Annotated in this window: 11 protein-coding genes; 2 read left to right on the forward strand and 9 right to left on the reverse strand. The window is 42.4% G+C overall.

Annotated elements, in window-relative coordinates; genetic code table 11:
* Nucleotides 1–205 precede the first annotated feature (205 nt).
* The 3 genes from AAFH98_RS01555 to AAFH98_RS01565 form a co-directional block, all read right to left on the reverse strand.
* Nucleotides 206–667, reverse strand: coding sequence for a glycoside hydrolase family 18 protein (locus tag AAFH98_RS01555; RefSeq protein ID WP_342520908.1), 462 nt, complete (start codon nucleotides 665–667; stop codon nucleotides 206–208).
* Between the two features lie 81 nt (nucleotides 668–748).
* Nucleotides 749–1,981, reverse strand: a complete 1,233-nt coding sequence (locus tag AAFH98_RS01560) for a serine hydrolase domain-containing protein (RefSeq protein WP_342520909.1) — start codon at nucleotides 1,979–1,981, stop codon at nucleotides 749–751.
* A gap of 66 nt (nucleotides 1,982–2,047) precedes the next feature.
* The gene (locus AAFH98_RS01565) at nucleotides 2,048–3,586 is read right to left on the reverse strand and encodes a sodium:solute symporter (protein WP_342520910.1); all 1,539 of its coding nucleotides are present in this window, start codon (nucleotides 3,584–3,586) and stop codon (nucleotides 2,048–2,050) included.
* Nucleotides 3,587–3,822: 236 nt separating this feature from the next.
* Between AAFH98_RS01565 and AAFH98_RS01570 the strand changes: the two genes are divergently transcribed.
* Entirely contained in the window at nucleotides 3,823–5,013 is a 1,191-nt protein-coding gene (locus tag AAFH98_RS01570; protein WP_342520911.1) for an anhydro-N-acetylmuramic acid kinase, read from the forward strand.
* A gap of 17 nt (nucleotides 5,014–5,030) precedes the next feature.
* Here AAFH98_RS01570 and AAFH98_RS01575 read toward each other — a convergent pair whose 3' ends face one another.
* A complete protein-coding gene (locus AAFH98_RS01575; protein WP_342520912.1) occupies nucleotides 5,031–6,167 on the reverse strand; it encodes an acyltransferase family protein in 1,137 nt (378 codons plus the stop codon).
* 399 nt (nucleotides 6,168–6,566) lie between these two features.
* Between AAFH98_RS01575 and nagB the strand changes: the two genes are divergently transcribed.
* Nucleotides 6,567–8,495 (forward strand): glucosamine-6-phosphate deaminase, encoded by a 1,929-nt coding sequence (nagB, locus tag AAFH98_RS01580; RefSeq protein ID WP_342520913.1) that lies wholly within the window; start codon nucleotides 6,567–6,569, stop codon nucleotides 8,493–8,495.
* 46 nt (nucleotides 8,496–8,541) lie between these two features.
* On the opposite strand, the gene AAFH98_RS01585 is transcribed toward nagB, so the two are convergent.
* The 5 genes from AAFH98_RS01585 to AAFH98_RS01605 all read right to left on the reverse strand — a co-directional run bounded on the left by AAFH98_RS01585 (nucleotide 8,542) and on the right by AAFH98_RS01605 (nucleotide 18,694).
* Nucleotides 8,542–9,558: a LacI family DNA-binding transcriptional regulator gene (locus AAFH98_RS01585; protein ID WP_342520914.1), complete on the reverse strand. Its 1,017-nt coding sequence runs from the start codon at nucleotides 9,556–9,558 to the stop codon at nucleotides 8,542–8,544.
* Nucleotides 9,559–9,822: 264 nt separating this feature from the next.
* Nucleotides 9,823–12,405, reverse strand: a complete 2,583-nt coding sequence (locus AAFH98_RS01590) for a family 20 glycosylhydrolase (protein WP_342520915.1) — start codon at nucleotides 12,403–12,405, stop codon at nucleotides 9,823–9,825.
* Nucleotides 12,406–12,505: 100 nt separating this feature from the next.
* The gene (locus AAFH98_RS01595) at nucleotides 12,506–14,098 is read right to left on the reverse strand and encodes a SusD/RagB family nutrient-binding outer membrane lipoprotein (RefSeq protein WP_342520916.1); all 1,593 of its coding nucleotides are present in this window, start codon (nucleotides 14,096–14,098) and stop codon (nucleotides 12,506–12,508) included.
* Between the two features lie 36 nt (nucleotides 14,099–14,134).
* On the reverse strand, nucleotides 14,135–17,308 hold the full coding sequence (locus tag AAFH98_RS01600; RefSeq protein ID WP_342520917.1) for a SusC/RagA family TonB-linked outer membrane protein: 3,174 nt from the start codon (nucleotides 17,306–17,308) through the stop codon (nucleotides 14,135–14,137).
* A 297-nt stretch (nucleotides 17,309–17,605) separates the two neighbouring features.
* Complete coding sequence (locus AAFH98_RS01605; RefSeq protein ID WP_342520918.1) at nucleotides 17,606–18,694, reverse strand: family 10 glycosylhydrolase; 1,089 nt, start codon at nucleotides 18,692–18,694, stop codon at nucleotides 17,606–17,608.
* Between the last annotated feature and the right edge of the window lie 34 nt (nucleotides 18,695–18,728).

Here is an 18,728-nt window from a genome sequence, read left to right on the forward strand (position 1 = left end):
TGTCCCTTTAGTTTGATTACGACAGTCATCCGACCATCGCAAAGTTATCGTGATTGATATTAGTAAATTTCTTATTGCGAGAAGGTCAACGTCTGTATTCGATCCCACATATTGGAATCCTCCGGACCTAATCACCATACTAAGATACCGCGAAATCTATACTCTTCAAGAAGCTTAAGTTTAGGTTCTATAGATCATGTATTTTCTATAAATGCATACTGTCATGATTCCGTAATGCGTAGTAACACTGCTGTTCATCCAACCAAATAAGCTCAGCATCATAGCGTTCTGCCAATCCTATAACCTTCTTATAGGAGGCTCCTCGTCCATTCACAAATCCACCTTGGCATTCATTATAGTCGGCAAACCAGTAATTGGAATAAAAGGGAATCCCATCTATATTTTTCTCTTCAGCAATATCGATCACCCGGCTGCCAACCTCTCCCCATAATACACCAATTGGGAAAATAAAATAGGTTTGGGGCGCTACAATCGAAATGTAATCGTTGTTGGACTTAAAATTCTCAAAAAAGTCCTCGGTATCAACGTAATAGAAAAGATTTTCGGATTGGCCCTGTGCTTTTACAGCCGTGAAACCAGATAGTAAAAATCCGACTACAACAATAAAAACTAATCGTTTGGTACCAACCATAATTTCATGTCCCATATACCATAGCCCTCCCAGTAGGTTAACAAAATGTCCTTCTACTAACCTACTAAAAAAATATGAAACCCCATATAAATGCACCTATTTTTTATTTTGCCATACCGTATCAAAAATAGCTTGTCGCAGGGAACCTAAATCAAAGTAAGTACCACCTTCTTGGCGGCCTACATGCTGGCGGTTGGTGAGTAAAATAATGGAGAGCGAATCTTGTGGAACAACTACAATATTAGTCCCCGTAAAACCGGTGTGTCCAAAGGTATCATCGGGACTCCCTTTTGCTGCGATAGTTCCTTTTTCCATCGCCCAACCCAATCCATTTCCATAGGCATCTTTGGTCAGAAATGTATCAATAACAGGTTTTGAAATAATTTGCTGATCTTTATAGATCCCATCATTTATCAACAGATCAACCAAAACCTGCAGATTTTCAATGGTCGAAAACAATCCCGCATGTCCTGCTATACCACCATTGGCATACCAGGCATTACCATCGTTGACTTCACCCCGAAGTGTATATTCCCGCCACTTATTCCACGAGTCGGGATCAACATCCACTGTGTAACCAAATTCCTCGTCATGCACCATTCGTTTTTCAAAGGGATTTCCGTGCGAAGTCGCTACTACCTTTTTGTATTGTTTTTCGAGTGGGTTGAAGGTTGTATATTGCAGGTTTAAAGGTTGATACAATTTCTCTTGCAAATACATATCAAACCGCTGACCGGAAATCTGTTCTATAATATCCCCCAATAACATAAAGCCCAGATCGCTGTAATGACGTTCATGGCCTACATCCCATTTTAGCGGTAACTGGGCTATATATTCATACCGTTCCTTGGGATTTTCGGCGTGATAATAGGTAGGCAGCCACTGGGCTAATCCCGAACTGTGCGTTAGTAAATGCCGAATAGTGATGTTCGACTTCTTGCCCTCATTAAATTCCAAGAAGTATTTGCCAACTGGGTCATCCAGAGAAAGCATACCCTCATCAACCAGTTTCATGATTCCAAAAGTAGTAGCCATCACTTTGGTTAATGACGCCAGGTCGAAAAGGTGATCGGTTGTCATCGGCTCCGGATTTTCGAGCAGCTGTAAATCGTAGTCATATTTTTGAGCGTATCCATAAGCCGCGCGATGCAACACTGAATCACCCTGCTTTACCTGTATCACTGCTCCGGGGATGTGATCGGCTTCGACCTCTTTCTGAATCAGGCTATCGATAGCTGGAATCTGACCTGACTCCGGCGATTTGATTTCGGGCTGGCCCGAACAACCAAAAAATACTGTTAGTATGATTGCAGCAAATAGTTTATGCATCGTAAGAATATAGGATCCCAAAACTTTAATTAGAAGTTTCGGGATCCGAATTAAAGGTTAAGTTCCTTAATTTTTGCTTCGAACCCAGTTCGAAAGATTACCAACTATTATTACAATTGCACTACCTACTACGGTATAAAGCGGCCATGCAATCACCAGTGGCTCTCCTGGCAATATACTATGGATAGGTCCCTCAACCATAAACAGCAGCGAAACTAATCCCACAAAAAAGCCAATCATTGCGTCGGTTTTATCAGGGATTTCAGAAAACCGTCCCAGTAAAAATGCTCCGAGTAATCCGCCATAGGTGTAAGAAGCAATGCCGAGTCCAAGTTCAACCACTGCGGGACGTTCGCCCTCCTGAAGCTGCAAAAAGGCAAAAAAGAAGGCCGAACCCGTTAAAATAACCGCCCAAACCATTGTAATGATTCGTGAAATCCGCAGATCCTCAGCCTGAGTATTGTCTTTACCAAAGTATGGCTTATACAGATCCAACGTTGTAGATGAGGCCAAAGAATTCAATGATGAACTGAGACTACTCATCGCTGCGGCAAATAGTGAAGCAATAATTAATCCCGACAGGCCAACCGGAAGTTGCTCCACAATAAACTTGGCAAAAATTTCGTCGGTCGTTGCTAAACCCAACATCTCGGCCGACTGCGCATCATAAAAAGCATAAAGGAGCAGACCAATAAACAGAAAGAGTCCAAACTGTAGGGCTACAACCACGCCACTCCATACCAAGGCACGCTGACTGTTATCTATATTTCGGGTGGTCAACAAACGCTGCACGATAAGCTGGTCGGTACCGTGAGATGCAATAGAAAATATTGCGCCACCGATTACAGCTGTAAAAAAAGTGTAGGGACTTGCAATTGCATCAGCAAATGGTTGGTCAAATCCGAAATCTATTAATTGCAATTTCCCGGCATCAGCAACAGTTGCCATGGCCCCACTCAAACCGTTCGGTAGATCAAACAGAATAATTCCGATTGCCAAGACGGCACCGCCCACATACACTCCCATTTGCATCACATCCATCCAAACCACAGCTTTAATTCCACCGATAAGTGTATAAACAAGCGTTAGTACAGAAATAACGGTAATGGCAAGCAGGTAAATTTCGAAATCGCCCCAACCTGTAAAAGCACCTCCAAGCCGCATGATTATCGCCAGAGGAATGGCCGTCGCAAACAACCGCACGCCATCAGCAAGCAGACGGGTAACCATAAAGGTCGTGCTGGTAGCGTTACGCATTACCGCACCAAATCGCTGCTCTAAAAATTGATAAGCAGTCGTCTGTTTGCCTTTAAAATAAGCTGGCAACAAAAGTTTGCTTACTAAAATACGTCCAATTATATAGCCAAATGTAATCTGTAGAAACGTTAAATTACCACCATAAGCTACTGCTGGAATACTAATAAAAGTCAACGTACTTGTTTCGGTAGCAACTACCGAAAACATTACTGCCCACCACGGCAATCCCTCTCCTCCCATGAAATAGTCTGAGGTAGATGACTGTCGCCCGGCCGCATAAATGCCCAACCCTGCTACCGCAATCAAATACAGAACGATGACTATGTAATCTATGACTGAAAATTCCAACAAGACCTCTTTTTTTGAATTTACAATTACTAATTTCAACGTTGGCTGTACACCAAGTCGGTCGGGTTATCTCGAAAATCAGCGGTCATTATTATAGCGATTTATTTATAGCATTACAGTACTATCTTTTTCTATCAGCAATGCTATTTTGTATGACGTACTAAAAAATATATACCTTGGCATTACAGTATTAAGAAGAATATCTACCATCTGACTTTCAAGAATTACATAAATACATGAATCCTTCTGTTAAAAAGCTAATTGAAACCGCTTCCAAAGAATCGAAATTAATAATCGGACTAATGTCGGGCACTTCGCTGGATGGGTTGGACATCGCTCTGGCTAAAGTAGCTGGATCGGGGGCCAACACCTCCGTTGAACTACTGAAATTTATGACAAAGGATTATCAACCGGAGCTCAAAAAACGTCTTAAAGCCATTTCCTCTGTCCCCCAGGTTTCCCTTGAAAAGGTTTGCCTGTTGCACTCTAAACTTGCTGAGCTACATGCAGAATTTATTCTTTCGGCTTTGGATCAATGGGATATCACACCTAACCAAATTGATTGTATTGCCAGCCATGGGCAGACGATTTATCACGCCCCAAAAATTCAGCACCAACAAGATGATATGCCTAACACTACCCTGCAAATTGGGGATGGCGATCACCTTGCTCACAAAACGGGCATTCTCACTATCAGCGACTTTCGCCAAAAGCACACGGCGGCAGGAGGAGAAGGGGCACCGATGGTTTCGTTTGTCGATCGCGCCCTGTACACCCACAAAACAAAAGACCGAATTTTACTGAACATCGGAGGTATCGCCAATTTCACATACCTGCCCAGTCGGGAAAAATCAGCACCCGTTATAACAACAGATACCGGTCCCGGAAACACCCTCATTGATGCGTCCATGCAGAGCTATTTTTCTAAGCCGTTTGATAAGGATGGACAAATAGCCCAAAGCGGATCGGTACACAAATTGAGCTTAGAAAAGCTCAAAGCCGATCCCTACTTTCAAAAACCGCTACCAAAAACCACCGGTCCCGAAGTATTTAATCTGGAATGGGTGCAACAGCAACTGGATACATTAGAAACAGAACAACTGGCCCCAAAAAATCTTGTTGCCACCCTTACTCATTTATCAGCCCAAACTATTGCCGAGTCCATAAAGAAAGTGGTACCCAATCTTACGGATACTACTATCTATGTCAGCGGTGGAGGCTTTCACAACCCTGCTCTGATGCAGGGTATTGCAGAATCACTACCCGGCTGCCGTATAGAATCTTTTGCAGAAATAGGTTTTGATCCCGATGCCAAAGAGGCGGTACTATTTGCAGTATTAGCTAACGAAATGTTATCGGGCGAAGGTTTTTTAATGGATACTGACAAAGAAAAAATTAACTTCGGTAAAATCTCTTTCCCATCATAACGGCGCCAAAAGACACCTTATATTTTGATGAAAATTTTGCGCTTATAGAAGATCCACATTATCAAAAGCCAGAACATCACATATAGCAGAGCAAACATCAGCGAGGCTACTGTTGGACTGGCAATAGATAGCAACAGATTATCATAAATAAAGCCCTTAATGGTCGTTTGTCCTTCGGAGGTATACACTGGAATAAGATATAGCAGCTTTGCAGTCAGACTCGAAAGTACATACACCGCCAAAGCGTTGAGACCATATATTTTAAACGGTGTGGCCCATGCTTGGTATTTTTTCAGATCAATGAGCCAGTAGCTAAGCGCCAAAAAATGGAGCGCAAATCCCCCGGTAAATAATACATAACTACTGGTCCACAATCCCTTATTAATGGGGAACCACTGATCAATAATTAATCCTGCCACAAGACCTACATTTCCATAAATAAACATGTAGATGGCCTTGTCTTTGGGTGATTTTGAAGATCGTAAAAGCTGACCAGTTAACAATCCCAATATTACGGTACCAATAGCGGGAATCGTACTCAATAAACCTTCGGGCTCCCAACCCTGTTGCCACAAGTGACCGCCCATCACCAGCTGATCGATATAGGTGGCCAGGTTCCCTTCTTTAGTTAATACCCCGGCTCCATGTCCGGGCACAGGTACGGTCATCATCAACAGCCAATAACCACCTAATAAGGCTGCAACCCAATATATTAGTTGGCGAACCTTTCGAAATTCAAGATAAATAACCGATGCAAACAGATAACAGAGTGCAATGCGTTGCAGTACACCCATAATCCGCATGGATGAGAAATCGTACAGCTGCAGCGGATCAAATCGTACGATTGGGAAAATGGTCATGAAAAGTCCAATCCCAAACAAAAGTACCGATCGCTTAAATACTTTCTTATAGATTTCAAGCTTGGACATGCCTTTTCCAAACATTTTACCAAAAGAATAGGCCATGGCCACCCCTACGATAAAAAGGAAAAAGGGAAACACGAGATCAGTAGGCGTCCAGCCATGCCATTGAGCATGTCTGAGCGGACCGTAGATATGCGACCAGCTACCCGGATTATTAACTAAGATCATTCCCGCAATTGTAATTCCCCGAAATACATCCAGCGAAACCAATCGCTCTTTTCTTTCGACCATAAATTCTGATTACCTTAAATATCTATGTATGATGACAATGCTATTATTTTCCTACCAAAGCTTTATTGCCATCAAAAACTGCTCAAATAATTACACTAAATCTAACAATCTTTCAACGCATTCTTTTTTGGTTCGAGCCATTTGCCAAGCATAATATTTTTCAATTTTAGTGCGAAAAATGCCATACCTTTATTCAAATACCGTTTTTAGGTCAACCATCTCTAAGACATAGGTGAAATACATGGAACAATAATCGCTTTTTGGAAGCCCTTCCAAAATTTTTCGTTATCAGTAATTCATATATTAACAGTTCACTCTTGATACAAGCTGAATATTTGAGCAGTCTGAAAAGATTACTGAGCTAAATTATTTCAACATCACATTAAATATAGAAACCAAATGGACTTTTTCGACTCGGAACATCGTCTTACTTATTACGAGAATATCCCAACCGAAGTATTTGAACATGCTACCGATGCTTCAAAAAGCGTAGCAAAAGAAATTGCCGACCTGATCCGCAGCCGTAACAAAGAGAATGAAACTACGGTGCTGGGACTTGCCACTGGATCTACACCAACTCAAATGTATGCTGAACTTGTGCGCATGCATAACGAAGAAGGACTTTCGTTTCAAAATGTAATCACTTTTAATCTGGATGAATACTATCCCATGAAACCGCAGTCGCTACAAAGCTATGTACGGTTCATGAATGAGCATTTATTTGATCATATTGACATTCCTGAAGAGCAAGTACACATCCCGGATGGTACCATTGCAGAAGAAAACGTGACGAAATACTGCAAAAACTATGAGCAAAAAATAAAAGATGCCGGGGGCTTGGATATCCAGGTACTTGGTATTGGACGTACTGGTCATATTGGCTTTAATGAACCAGGATCACGACCCGATTCGCGCACCCGGCTTATCACCCTTGACAGCATCACTCGGAAAGATGCCGCCAGTGATTTTTTCGGGGAAGAATACGTACCGCGCCGGGCAATTACTATGGGTGTTGGCACTATCTTAGATGCCGATCGCATTATCATGATGGCATGGGGCGAAGGAAAAGCGCCTATCATCAAAGAAGCAGTTGAAGGTCCTATTCGTGAACGTGTACCTGCTACTTATCTACAGGAACATGAAAACGCGCAAGTAATTTTAGATAAATCCTCTGCTGAGCACCTTACTCGTAAAAAAACGCCCTGGCTTCTTACCAACTGTGACTGGGATGATAAATTGATCCGCAAAGCAGTTGTCTGGCTTTGCCAACAGGTTGATAAACCTGTTTTGAAGCTAACGGATGAGGATTATAATGAACATGGCATGGGCGATCTGCTTACACAATACGGACCAGCCTACGATATCAATCTTAAAGTTTTCAATCAGCTTCAACATACTATTACAGGCTGGCCGGGCGGTAAACCTAATGCTGAGGATGCTGACAGACCTGAACGTGCTGAGCCTTATCCCAAACGCGCGATTGTATTCAGCCCTCATCCCGATGATGACGTCATTTCAATGGGCGGTACCCTAATTCGCCTGGTGGAACATGATCATGACGTCCATATAGCCTATCAAACTTCTGGAAATATTGCCGTTTTTGATGATGATGTAATCCGTTTTGTGGATTTTGTTTCGGAGTACAACGAAATGTTTGATATGGATCAAAAGGAAGCTAAAACCATGCTTTCTGATATCAAAAAGTTTCTAAACCAAAAAGAACCGGCTGAAGTCGATTCCGATGAAATTAAACATATCAAAGGACTTATCCGCCGGGGTGAAGCAAAGGCAGCAGCACGCTATTGCGGGGTGCCTGAAAACAAGCTTCACTTTTTAGATATGCCTTTTTATGAGACCGGCCGCGTAAAGAAAAAGCCACTTTCACAAGAAGATATCGATATTATTGTTGAGCTTCTTCGTGACGTTAAGCCGCATCAGATTTATGCTGCAGGTGACTTATCTGATCCACACGGAACACACCAAGTTTGCCTGAAAGCGATACTGGCGGCAGTCGAAGAGTGTGAGGACGAGGATTGGATGAATGAATGTTATATCTGGTTGTACCGCGGTGCATGGCAAGAATGGGATATCAACGAGATTGAGATGGCTGTACCGCTGAGCCCGCAAGAATTAAAGAAGAAACGACGTGCTATCTTTAAGCACCAATCCCAGAAAGACCGTCCATTGTTCCCTGGTTCCGATGAAAGAGAATTCTGGCAGCGCTCCGAACAGCGAAACCGCGGCACGGCACAACTCTATGATAAACTTGGTTTTGCCGAATACGAAGCCATTGAGGGCTTTGTACGATACCAGTCACTGGACCTTTAAAGAATAACAAACCTGCAAAGTTTAAGCACTTTGCAGGTTTTTATTTCTAATTAGCCCCACAACTTTCTCGAACAATCAGTTCCGGCTCCAAATTTTCGTGGACAACTTGGCCATCTTTATCTTCTATCTGATTGATTAACAAATTTGCTGCCCATTTACCCTTTTTAGTAATAGGTTGTTTTACAGTTGTGAGAGACGGTATGGTGTATTGAGCAAAAGGGAGATCATCAAACCCAACCACTGCCATCTCATCAGGCACCGAAATGTTTTCAGCGTTAAGCGCTGACAGTGCTCCCATCGCCAATGTATCCCCTGTACAAAAAACAGCAGTGAGATCGTCTCTTTCATTAATCCAGCCCATCATCGTATCGTATCCATTCTGCTGGGAATAATCACCAGTAGAAATTATATCCTCTTGCACCGTTATCCCCGCATCTTCATGGGCTTTTTTGTATCCAGTAAAGCGGTCAGCCGCCTCTTGCATATCCAGATCGGCAAGCATAATTCCAATATCTCGGTGACCAAGCTCAATAAGATGATTAGTAGCTTTATATGCCCCGGCAAAATTATCTACATCAACAGAAACAAGGTTGGGATTAGCGGGACCATGTCCCACAAGAACCAAGGGAATATCACGGTCAGCAAGTTTATTAGCAACAACATCAGTCACTTCTTGAGTTAACAGAATAAACCCGTCGAGTCGTTTATTATCAAGCACATACTCCTCAATATCAGATTCTAAATCAGAAGATATAGGAGACATCGAAACGTAATATCCCTGTTGAATACATTCTTCAAATATTCCAAGATGTAACAACGACCAAAACCCATTGGCCAACGCTTCATCGCACCTCCGCGGTGCTAAAATGCCGATCTCATAACTTTGATTAGTTGCAAGCCCCCGAGCCACCGAACTGGGTCTATAATTATACTTTTCGACCACTTCCAACACTCGTTCACGAGCCTCATCACTTACATTGGGATGATCATTTAACACCCTGGAAACGACAGACCGTGACACATATGCGAGCTTTGCAACTTCATCGATGCTTAATTTTTCCATAACTGTCTAAACAAAAAGATTTGTATCGTTAATTATCCATATTCTAACTTTGAATATTTTGAATATAATAGCCAGATAAACCTTTACCCGGCAACAAGTCAAGCCTCATTAACCGGGCCATTAATTCCTTTCAGGGTGCCGAGAAAATAAAACTCCAGAAATGGAACCGGTTACATAATTAAAAAAGCTTACTATAAATACACAACCTGTATAAATTTTATCTTATTCCAGCCTCTATTTAAAAAGAGTATGGCCTTTTCATATTTATTTATTGATAATAACTGTTCGACCACCGCGCCCATCAGAACTAAACGTGCGTATTTTAATGACCGGATCTCCTTCCAACACTACAGGATCAGTATATTCATTCGAATCAACAGAAGGCTTACTCCCATCCAGTGTGTAACGGATGGTCAATCCCGGAAAAGCTGAATTGGCTTTAAGCGTATCACTTTCAATAACAGCTCCGGGTGGTGGCAGTCGATATTTCATCCCATTATGAAAATAATCCATTCGCAGTAATTCTCGCTGACCAAGCCGGTTAGCGAACTCATTCCAATCTTTGCTCATTGCTTTTTTTCGATGATTGTGATCAACAATAGTTGCCCAATCCGGCTGCTGTGCCCAAGCGCGTTCGGCAAGACCAAACAATCGAGGCATTACCATGTATTCCATCCGGTCAGCACTTATTAATTTTTCACTCCAAAGCTGTCCCTGTAATCCTAAAATATTCTCGCGTCCTTCTTCGGTTAATTTTGTTGCATCCTCAAAAGCATCGTCAGGAATGGGGTTACCCATTACGTTTTGTTCGGCATTTTTATAAAGATCAAACGGGATAAATTCGTAAGGATACTGTGATCTCACAAATCCAGCCCAGTAGAGTCCAGGCTCTTGGGGATGGTTATTGTAGGCCAGATCAAAATAGAAATTTGAAGCCTGCGACATCACCACCTCATACCCATTGTTTGCAAGCTTGTACGCGTGATCTTCGGTACCACTTCCCCAAATATTTGCCCATACATAAGGCTGTACTTTCCCGGCAAACTCTGGATCGGGCTTGGAACCGTCATCCCCTTCATCAAGTGCAATTTCTTCCCAGCCGGCCATTGTCAGCCCACGTTCAGCTAACAGCTTTCGGATACGCTCAAAAAAGTAATCCGGCAGGTCATCCACATTATCCAAGTCATCATCATTTTCAATCAAATCATTACAAGCCGGAGATTTCTCCCACGCTCCATGCGGCACTTCGTCACCGCCCATATGGATGGTAGATAACGGGGCCCCAGCCTCGGCATACATATCTATAATTTCATCAATAACCGTCTCCATGAAGCGATAGGTTGAAGCCTGACACACGTTGATGACATTGTCATCCCAGTTTTGCACTGATCGATATTGCGAGCTATCCTCCGGCTCGTGCAAGCGATAACGATTAGCTTTCCCAATTTTATCTTCGGATTTATACTGCTCATACCGCGATTTCATTGCCACTATAGCCGCCCGGGCATGCCCCGGCACATCAATTTCGGGCATGACCTCAATATGACGTTCCGCCGCATATCGGAGTAGCTCTACAAATGTTTCCCGATCATATGAACCGCTGCCCGGTGATTTTTCCGGATTGGGACCAGAACCATAAGACGGTATTATGTGCTCCTGCTCTTCGGTCGTATGTCCACGCCGCCCTCCAATCTCGGTCAACTCAGGCAAAGATTCTACGGGCAAGCGCCATCCTTCATCATCGGTAAGATGAAAGTGGAAAGTATTTAGTTTATAAAACGCCATAACATCCAACAGCTTTTTTACTGTAGCTGCGGACTGGAAATTCCGAGCGACATCTAAATGGAGGCCCCGATAGCTAAAACGCGGCTCATCTTTAATAGTTTGCGCATCCAATTCAATCAAAGATACCGGCGTTTGGTATGTCTTAGGAGGAAGCAATCCACGAAGGCTCTGAATACCATAGAAAATTCCCGATTTATCGGCTCCCGAAATTGTTATCTGTTCGGATGTAATAGACAATTCATACGCTTCTGACTGCTGAACATCCGAATCCAAGAGCAAAGCAATATCATTCTTTGAAGATATTCCCTCAATAGTTTTCACCTCTCCATTAAACACCTTTGAAAGTTCATTTGACAAAAACTGAGCCTCTTTTTTCAACTCAGGCTGGTATCCAATACCAATAGACTTTGCTAATTTAAATGTACCAGTACCCTGTTTTATAGATGTAGGTGTTGGTATGATTTGTCCAATCTTGTCAACAGGCATGTGAGTAAGCGAGGCATTCTTTTTGAATCGCCACTCAGCATTAGGAATAGACATATTGTCACCAGGCCCCCGCTTTAGCTGCTCTTCATCGGTAAATGGCAGGACTTTAGCATTTGATATAGAAATCGTTTCTTCACTTGCATGATCTACAAAATATAACCCCGCCGGGGCATCTCCTTCTTTTATTTTAGATCCGGGAGCTTCAAAAGGTATAGTAAATTCTTCACCAGGAGAAATGCCATTAAAATGATCGGTAGGCTCCAGCTTATAGAAATCCCCATTTATCAATGATATATCCACTTCTGATGGCACTGTTTCCTTGTCAATAACACCTAAATAATTAAAATAAAAAGTCCAGCCCGCATTCGGCAACGGTTCATCACCATTGTTTTTAAAAGTAAGCAAAGCTCGGTAACGAGCACCATCATCCAGAAAGTTGGTTTCTACTTTCCAAGTGACAGACACTTTGGACAGAACAGTAATTTTCTCAGTAGAATCAGGGGCTGATTGTGCAAAGCAATTGCCGACAATTATTACACTTATTGCTATGAGACAGTAAAATAATCTAAATTTCATAAGAGACTTTTTATAAAAAAACGCTGTTGGTATCCCGTTATCTATTGGGATCCCAACAGCGTGATTACAGTTTAAGATGGGTCACAGATATCTGTACAAACTACTCAACATCCCACCATACACGGGTCACCATATCATTCTCACCCTGACGCTCAATTACTTCATCGTAATTCTTAGCATTTAGAACGCCTTCTGTCCCTTCAGGATAAATTAAACGCCGAGGAATTTCACCGTTTGTTTGATTTCCGGCAGGAGGATCATTGCTATCAACAAGGGCCGGCTCCAGATCGGGATACCCACTTCTTCGCCAGTTGCTCCAGGCTTCGATGCCGTTTAAGAACACTGCAGCCCAATACTGTTCGTTAATTTGCTCGAGCTTATCTCCAGTTGAACCGCCTGCATTAAACGGATTGTTCGCCAGGTAGTTATTAATATCACTATCAGCTATATCGGCACCTCCCTCCTCATCATAAAGCGAGAGATACTCCATCGCTGCACGAACGCCGTTTTCATAATGTGTCGCTGCAGCATCCGATGTCCAATTACGGGCAGCTAACTCCGCCAACATAAATTCCACCTCAGCATAGGTTTGGAAAAATGTAGGATCATCGAGGTCTATTAACATTGAGTTTACCCGTGCGTAGTTTGCAGTTGTCTCATTAAAACTGTTGTGATCTTGAATTGAAGTTGCCGTATATCCGCTGGGAAATCCAACATACGCTGAGCTATCAGTTTCAGCATAAATACTCAACCTGGGATCATTATTATTTTTCAACCAATCAACCATTGTCTGGGCTACATACTCGTGGTCCCCACCATCGTTCATAGCTTCACTGATTGCATTGGTATTAAGACCTGCTGGTCCAGAACTCGGGCCACTCTGATGTTGAATCATCGCAATATCATCATTACTCGTCATTACCCCGCCCGGTGCATCAATTGCTGCTAAAGCTTCGGTTTCGGCTTTACTTTCGTTCACCTTAACTAACCTAAGAGCTAATCGTAATCTAAGAGAGTTTCCAAATTTTTGCCACTGTGTGATATCGCCACCAAACATTAGGTCATTGCTGCCAAACATAGGTTGCGATGAATCAAACTGATTTACTGCCTCATCCAACTCAGTAAACATATCATTATATATTTCTTCCTGAGTATCATAGGCAGGAGTAAACTCTTGGTCAATTGCCCCTTTACCAGCTTCTGAATAGGGAGCATCACCATAGAGATCAGTTATACGATGGTAGATAAATACTCGCATAATACGTGCCGTAGCCAGCATATTACCGACCTCTTCGCCCTCTTCTTTTCGCATTTCAAGCTGGTCAATTAGTCCCTCTATGTTCTTAACCTGTGCTCGTTGTGAATTACCAGTCCCAGAATAAGCAGTATTCCAAAAAGCTGTAAGCCAATCTACAACTTCTGTATAATTATTTCCGCCGCCAAAGAATGCATTGACTGTATGTTGCGACACATTGGAACCATATAATAACTGAGCCCGCCATACCTCGTATCGTGTACCGGCAGCCGCAAGCTGAACGGTCGTAAGAAGCATACCAGGCTCAATAGAATTAGCCTGAGTCGGATCCTCATTCATATCTCCAAAATCACTTATTGAATCACAGGTCACAAATAATCCTGCAATAAGCAATATGGATACTACATATTTTATTTTAGATAAGTATGATCGATTCATAACAATAGAATTCTTTTTAGAATTTATTTGGTGCTCTTAAAATCCGAGGTTAATACTGAATCCGTATGAGCGTGCCCCCGGGACACCGGCCAATTCCAGACCCTGAGCATTATTTCTGTTAATGGAAGATTCCGGATCGACATTTGGCACTGAATCATAGATATAAAACAAATTACGACCGGTAGCTGAAATACTTGCTGATCTGACCGGAATCTGGGCGATCAGAGATTGTGGCAATTGATAGCTTATCTGAAGCTGACGAAGCTTAATGAAGTTCGCATCGTGTACAAACTCCTCAGTTATATTATTGCCGATTTCGGTGTAATAGGCCGAAGGAAGCACCGCTGTTTCATTAGGTCCTCCATCGATGTCAACTCCATCGGCTACAAAACAAGGAGAATAAGGAGCACCAGCCTCATCACACTCTGAACGACCTTCCAAAGTATTTTCATGAAGTCCTGCACCATAAGCATAGGAATTAGTCCCTGTATAAAGTTGTCTGCCCCAATTCACATCTATGAGGGCACTGAGACTTATGTTTTTATAGGAGATCGTATTATTCCATCCAAGAGTCCAGTCCGGAGTACCCTTACCAAGTATGGTTTGTTCTTCGGCCTGAACCGGAAGGCCATTCTCATGTACAATGTTTCCATTTTCATCACGCATATATTCATAGCCTCTTATTGTGCCATACTCCTCACCGACAGTGGCAGTAATACCTGCATTCTGTGTTCGGCTCTCTGCCAGAAGCAACGTTTCTTGTTCTCCGGCAAGAGCTACAACCTTGCTCTTGTTTTGAGAGTAATTAAATCCAGTTTCCCAGAACAGATCACCCGAAGTGAATGGAACGCCCTCCAGCAATACTTCAAACCCTGTATTGTCCAGACGACCAGCATTGATAACCCGGCTGCCATATCCTGTAGTATTAGATACAGTTGTTGACAAAATCTGATCAATGGTTTGCCTGTCATACCAGGTAAAATCGACATTGAGCCGATCATCAAAGAAACGTAGATCAAGTCCCACCTCAACCTCTTCTGTCGAAGTTGGTTTTAAGTCAGCCAAAGGTATCGCATCCTGAGAAATTGTTGCCGCTGACTGTCCTTGATGGGTAAAATCCAAAATGCCATAAGTTAGATTCAATTGATAAGGGCCCGTATCACTTCCAACCTCAGCCCAGGAAGCTCGTACTTTACCGAAGCTCAACCATGAAGGCATATTTGAAGAAAATGCTTCGGAGAAAACAAAACTGGTACTAAAAGAAGGATAAAAGAATGCGTTTTCATCCTCGGGAAGTGTTGAAGACCAGTCATTTCGTCCTGTCACCGTAAAGAACAGATAATCATTATAAGAAAACTCTGCCGAACCGTAGACCGAATTAATTTGTCTTTCTGAGAAATCATAAGTAGGAGATATATTTGCCATATTAGAAATGGTTCTCAGCTTGGGTACTTTAAACGTACTTCCAAAAACTCCTACCGTCTCATTTCTCTTATAACTTCTGGTCCCTCCCAAGGATGCATCGACTGCAATAGACGAGGTAAGTTCCTTATTGATATTTAAAATAACATCGGTAGTGCTCTCCATAACCCGATATTCATTCTCACTCATATCACCATTCGGTCGATATGCCGTTCCCCAAGGGGTAAGGCTTGTCCGACGGAGTGTATACCAGTCAAGACCGGTACGTGCATTTAAAGAAACCCAATCTGCTATATCGTACTGAAGATTTACGTGCCCAATGATCCGATCTTTTGTATCATCAGTATCGAACTGATTGGTCACCCAATAGGGATTATTTACAAAAGTATTCGCATTTTGGAATACCCCTTCAGTTCCATCCTCATTTATATAATTATCCTCGAGAGCGCTCATACTAATATTGGGCGGCAATATTGCTGCTGCAAAATTAGCGTTACCCGGGCTATCAGAAAGCCAAGGCCGATTGTTAGCGGTTTCATTAACGTAATTGGCTTTTACATCTGCCTCAAATTTTCCTAATGAATGTGTACCACGCAATGTGACGGAACTACGTTCGAGTCCAGAATTAGGAACAACATTATCAGCATTCTGATAAGTAGATGAAAAATAATACGTTGAGCTCTCATTTCCTCCTGAAAGTGAGAGCGTACTTTTACTGGAAAGACCTGTACGATAAAAGTTATCAAGTCGGTTGCCCTGATCTTTGTACGCCCGTTCCTGACCGTCGAATTGTATAACTGGAGATCCATCCAGAGGTGCTCCCCAACTACTTAGCCCAGTAGCCAGAGCCTCATCTTGGTTTTGGGGTTTTTGCCCCAGATTACCTTGCCCATACTCATCTTGATAATCAGTAAAACCAACAAGAGGATCTTCAATAGTGAGTGTGCTCTTAAAATTTACGATAGGCCCTTGACTTAGACCCTGACCAGATTTTGTAGTAATCTGAACGACCCCATCTCGAGCCCGCGTACCATAAAGTGCGGCAGCACTGGCTCCCTTTAATACACTAATATTTTCAATGTCTTCAGAATTGATTTGTGAGATACCATCTCCACCGTCAAAACCACCCCAAATATTGGCAGAACCTAAATTTGAATTATCGATGGGCATACCATCAACAATATAAAGTGGTTGGTTATTACCAGCCAGCGATGATGCGCCTCGAATTGTTACCCGAGAAGCTGAACCTTGTCCCCCGGAAGTTGAACTTACATTAACACCCGCAATTTGTCCCTGTAATAAATTTGCAGTATTTAATTCTGTTGCAGAAACTAATTCTTCAGAACTAACTTCGCTTACAGAATATCCCAGAGATTTGGATTGTCGCTCAAGTCCCAGGGCCGTGACAACCACATCATCAAGTGCCTCGGTCTGTTCTTCTAATCGAACAGTCAACTCTGATTGACCACCGATGTTAATATCCTTAGAAGCAAACCCTATAAAACTAAATCGGAGTGTTGCTTCAGAGCTTGACACAAGTAAGGTAAACTCTCCTTCTGCATTTGTTGTCGTCCCCTGCTGAGTACCAACCTCAACAATGTTAACACCAGGCAACGGCTCTTCCGCATCGGCAGATAAAACGACCCCCGAAACCGTAAAATCCTGTGCCTGAGCAGGTGATATACCACCTATTAATAAGAACACAAAACAGATCCCTCCCATAATAAACCGAGAGAACTTATTTTGCTTTATAAGAAGTGCAAACCAAGTATCATAACTCTTTTTCATAATATTGACCTTCTTTAGTATTAGATTATATAACCAGGAAAGACTTATTATGGAGTTCTTATTACCATCCCTATTCTTTCCAATCCTATTAGTTACAGTTGCAATGCGCTGACTATAATTTGGTTTAGCAACCAGTTAATTTCCCGTATTGGGATATACTGGTTTCTAAACTCAACCAACTCTATTAGTTCTTATTTTTAAATAAAGTAGGGTTCCCTCCTATAGCAAGGAAATACAGTCACTTTGGAACCGCTTCCATAGCTATTTGACACCCTTAATTTCTCTGAGAGATGATAATTATCCCCTGCGTATTACACGTCGTAAATTTTTCCAGTCCGGCTTCTCCATCTCAGTATCAGTGAATAGACTTATTCCATCGGCTCCTGCCCCCATCGCATGTTCAAAAGCCTGGGCTATCTCCTCTTCATTTAAAGAAGGGACGAATAAACCACTATATAGACGAGTAGTTTTCGGAAGTTCCTGCCGACATTCTTTAACTGCCTGTCCAATCCAATCAATGCCTTTGTCATAAAAATTCTGATACATCATTGGCAGAACTGCATCTAAATCCCAATCTGGCCAGTTTTGGCGAACCAGATTTCGTGCAATATCAGGTGTGGGGAAGACTGCTGCTGTTAATTCACGATTCTCCTCATGGACCATTATAGCCAACTTGTTTACCAGTGTTGTAACCCTGTCGTATCGAAACTGAAGCCACTTTTCGTGATGTGCAGGATCTTCTATCTCCATTGGGTCACTACCGTATTTCTCTTCAAACTTCTGGCGACACACCGAACAGTAACAATAGTCATATTGTGGGTACTCCTTGTCCTGCACAATGTCATACTTGGGCTGTAAGTCAATGGGTAAAATCACATCAGGATATCGAATATAGTCCAGATGTATACTTTGAATTTCGGAGTACTGGAGAAGCTCTTGAGCTTGCTCTTTCAGATACTCATGAACCGGCTTACGTGAAGGACATAGCCATTTGTAATAATCAACGTAGGCAGGTTTTTCGAGTGATGACTCCCCGTTGCGATTAACCATGAACCATTCAGGATGCTCTTTTTGTACTTTTTTATCGCTACCGCGCTGCAAACTTACCAGCCATGCGTGAACTTCAATATCCAAAGCCTCAGCTGCAGGAATAATATTATCAAAATTTTCTTGCGGTAGAATTGCATCAAAACCTGCCTTTTTTAAATGCTCGAGCCGACTTTTCCACTCATCAACCGTTCCCTCTGATTCGGTTATCCAAACCCAATTTTTTGATTGGTAATGGTCTGACTTTCCTCTTATTGATAGTGGTTTGGTTATTCCAAACCCTCCAAAAAACCCTGCCATCCCCATTCCTGTTTTTTTAAGAAAGTGTTTTCTGTCCATATCTACTCTTCCATCTAATTATGATTACCAGGAA

Origin of the sequence: Fodinibius sp. Rm-B-1B1-1 (assembly GCF_038594945.1) — a bacterium.
In the GTDB taxonomy this organism is placed as follows: domain Bacteria; phylum Bacteroidota; class Rhodothermia; order Balneolales; family Balneolaceae; genus Fodinibius; species Fodinibius alkaliphilus.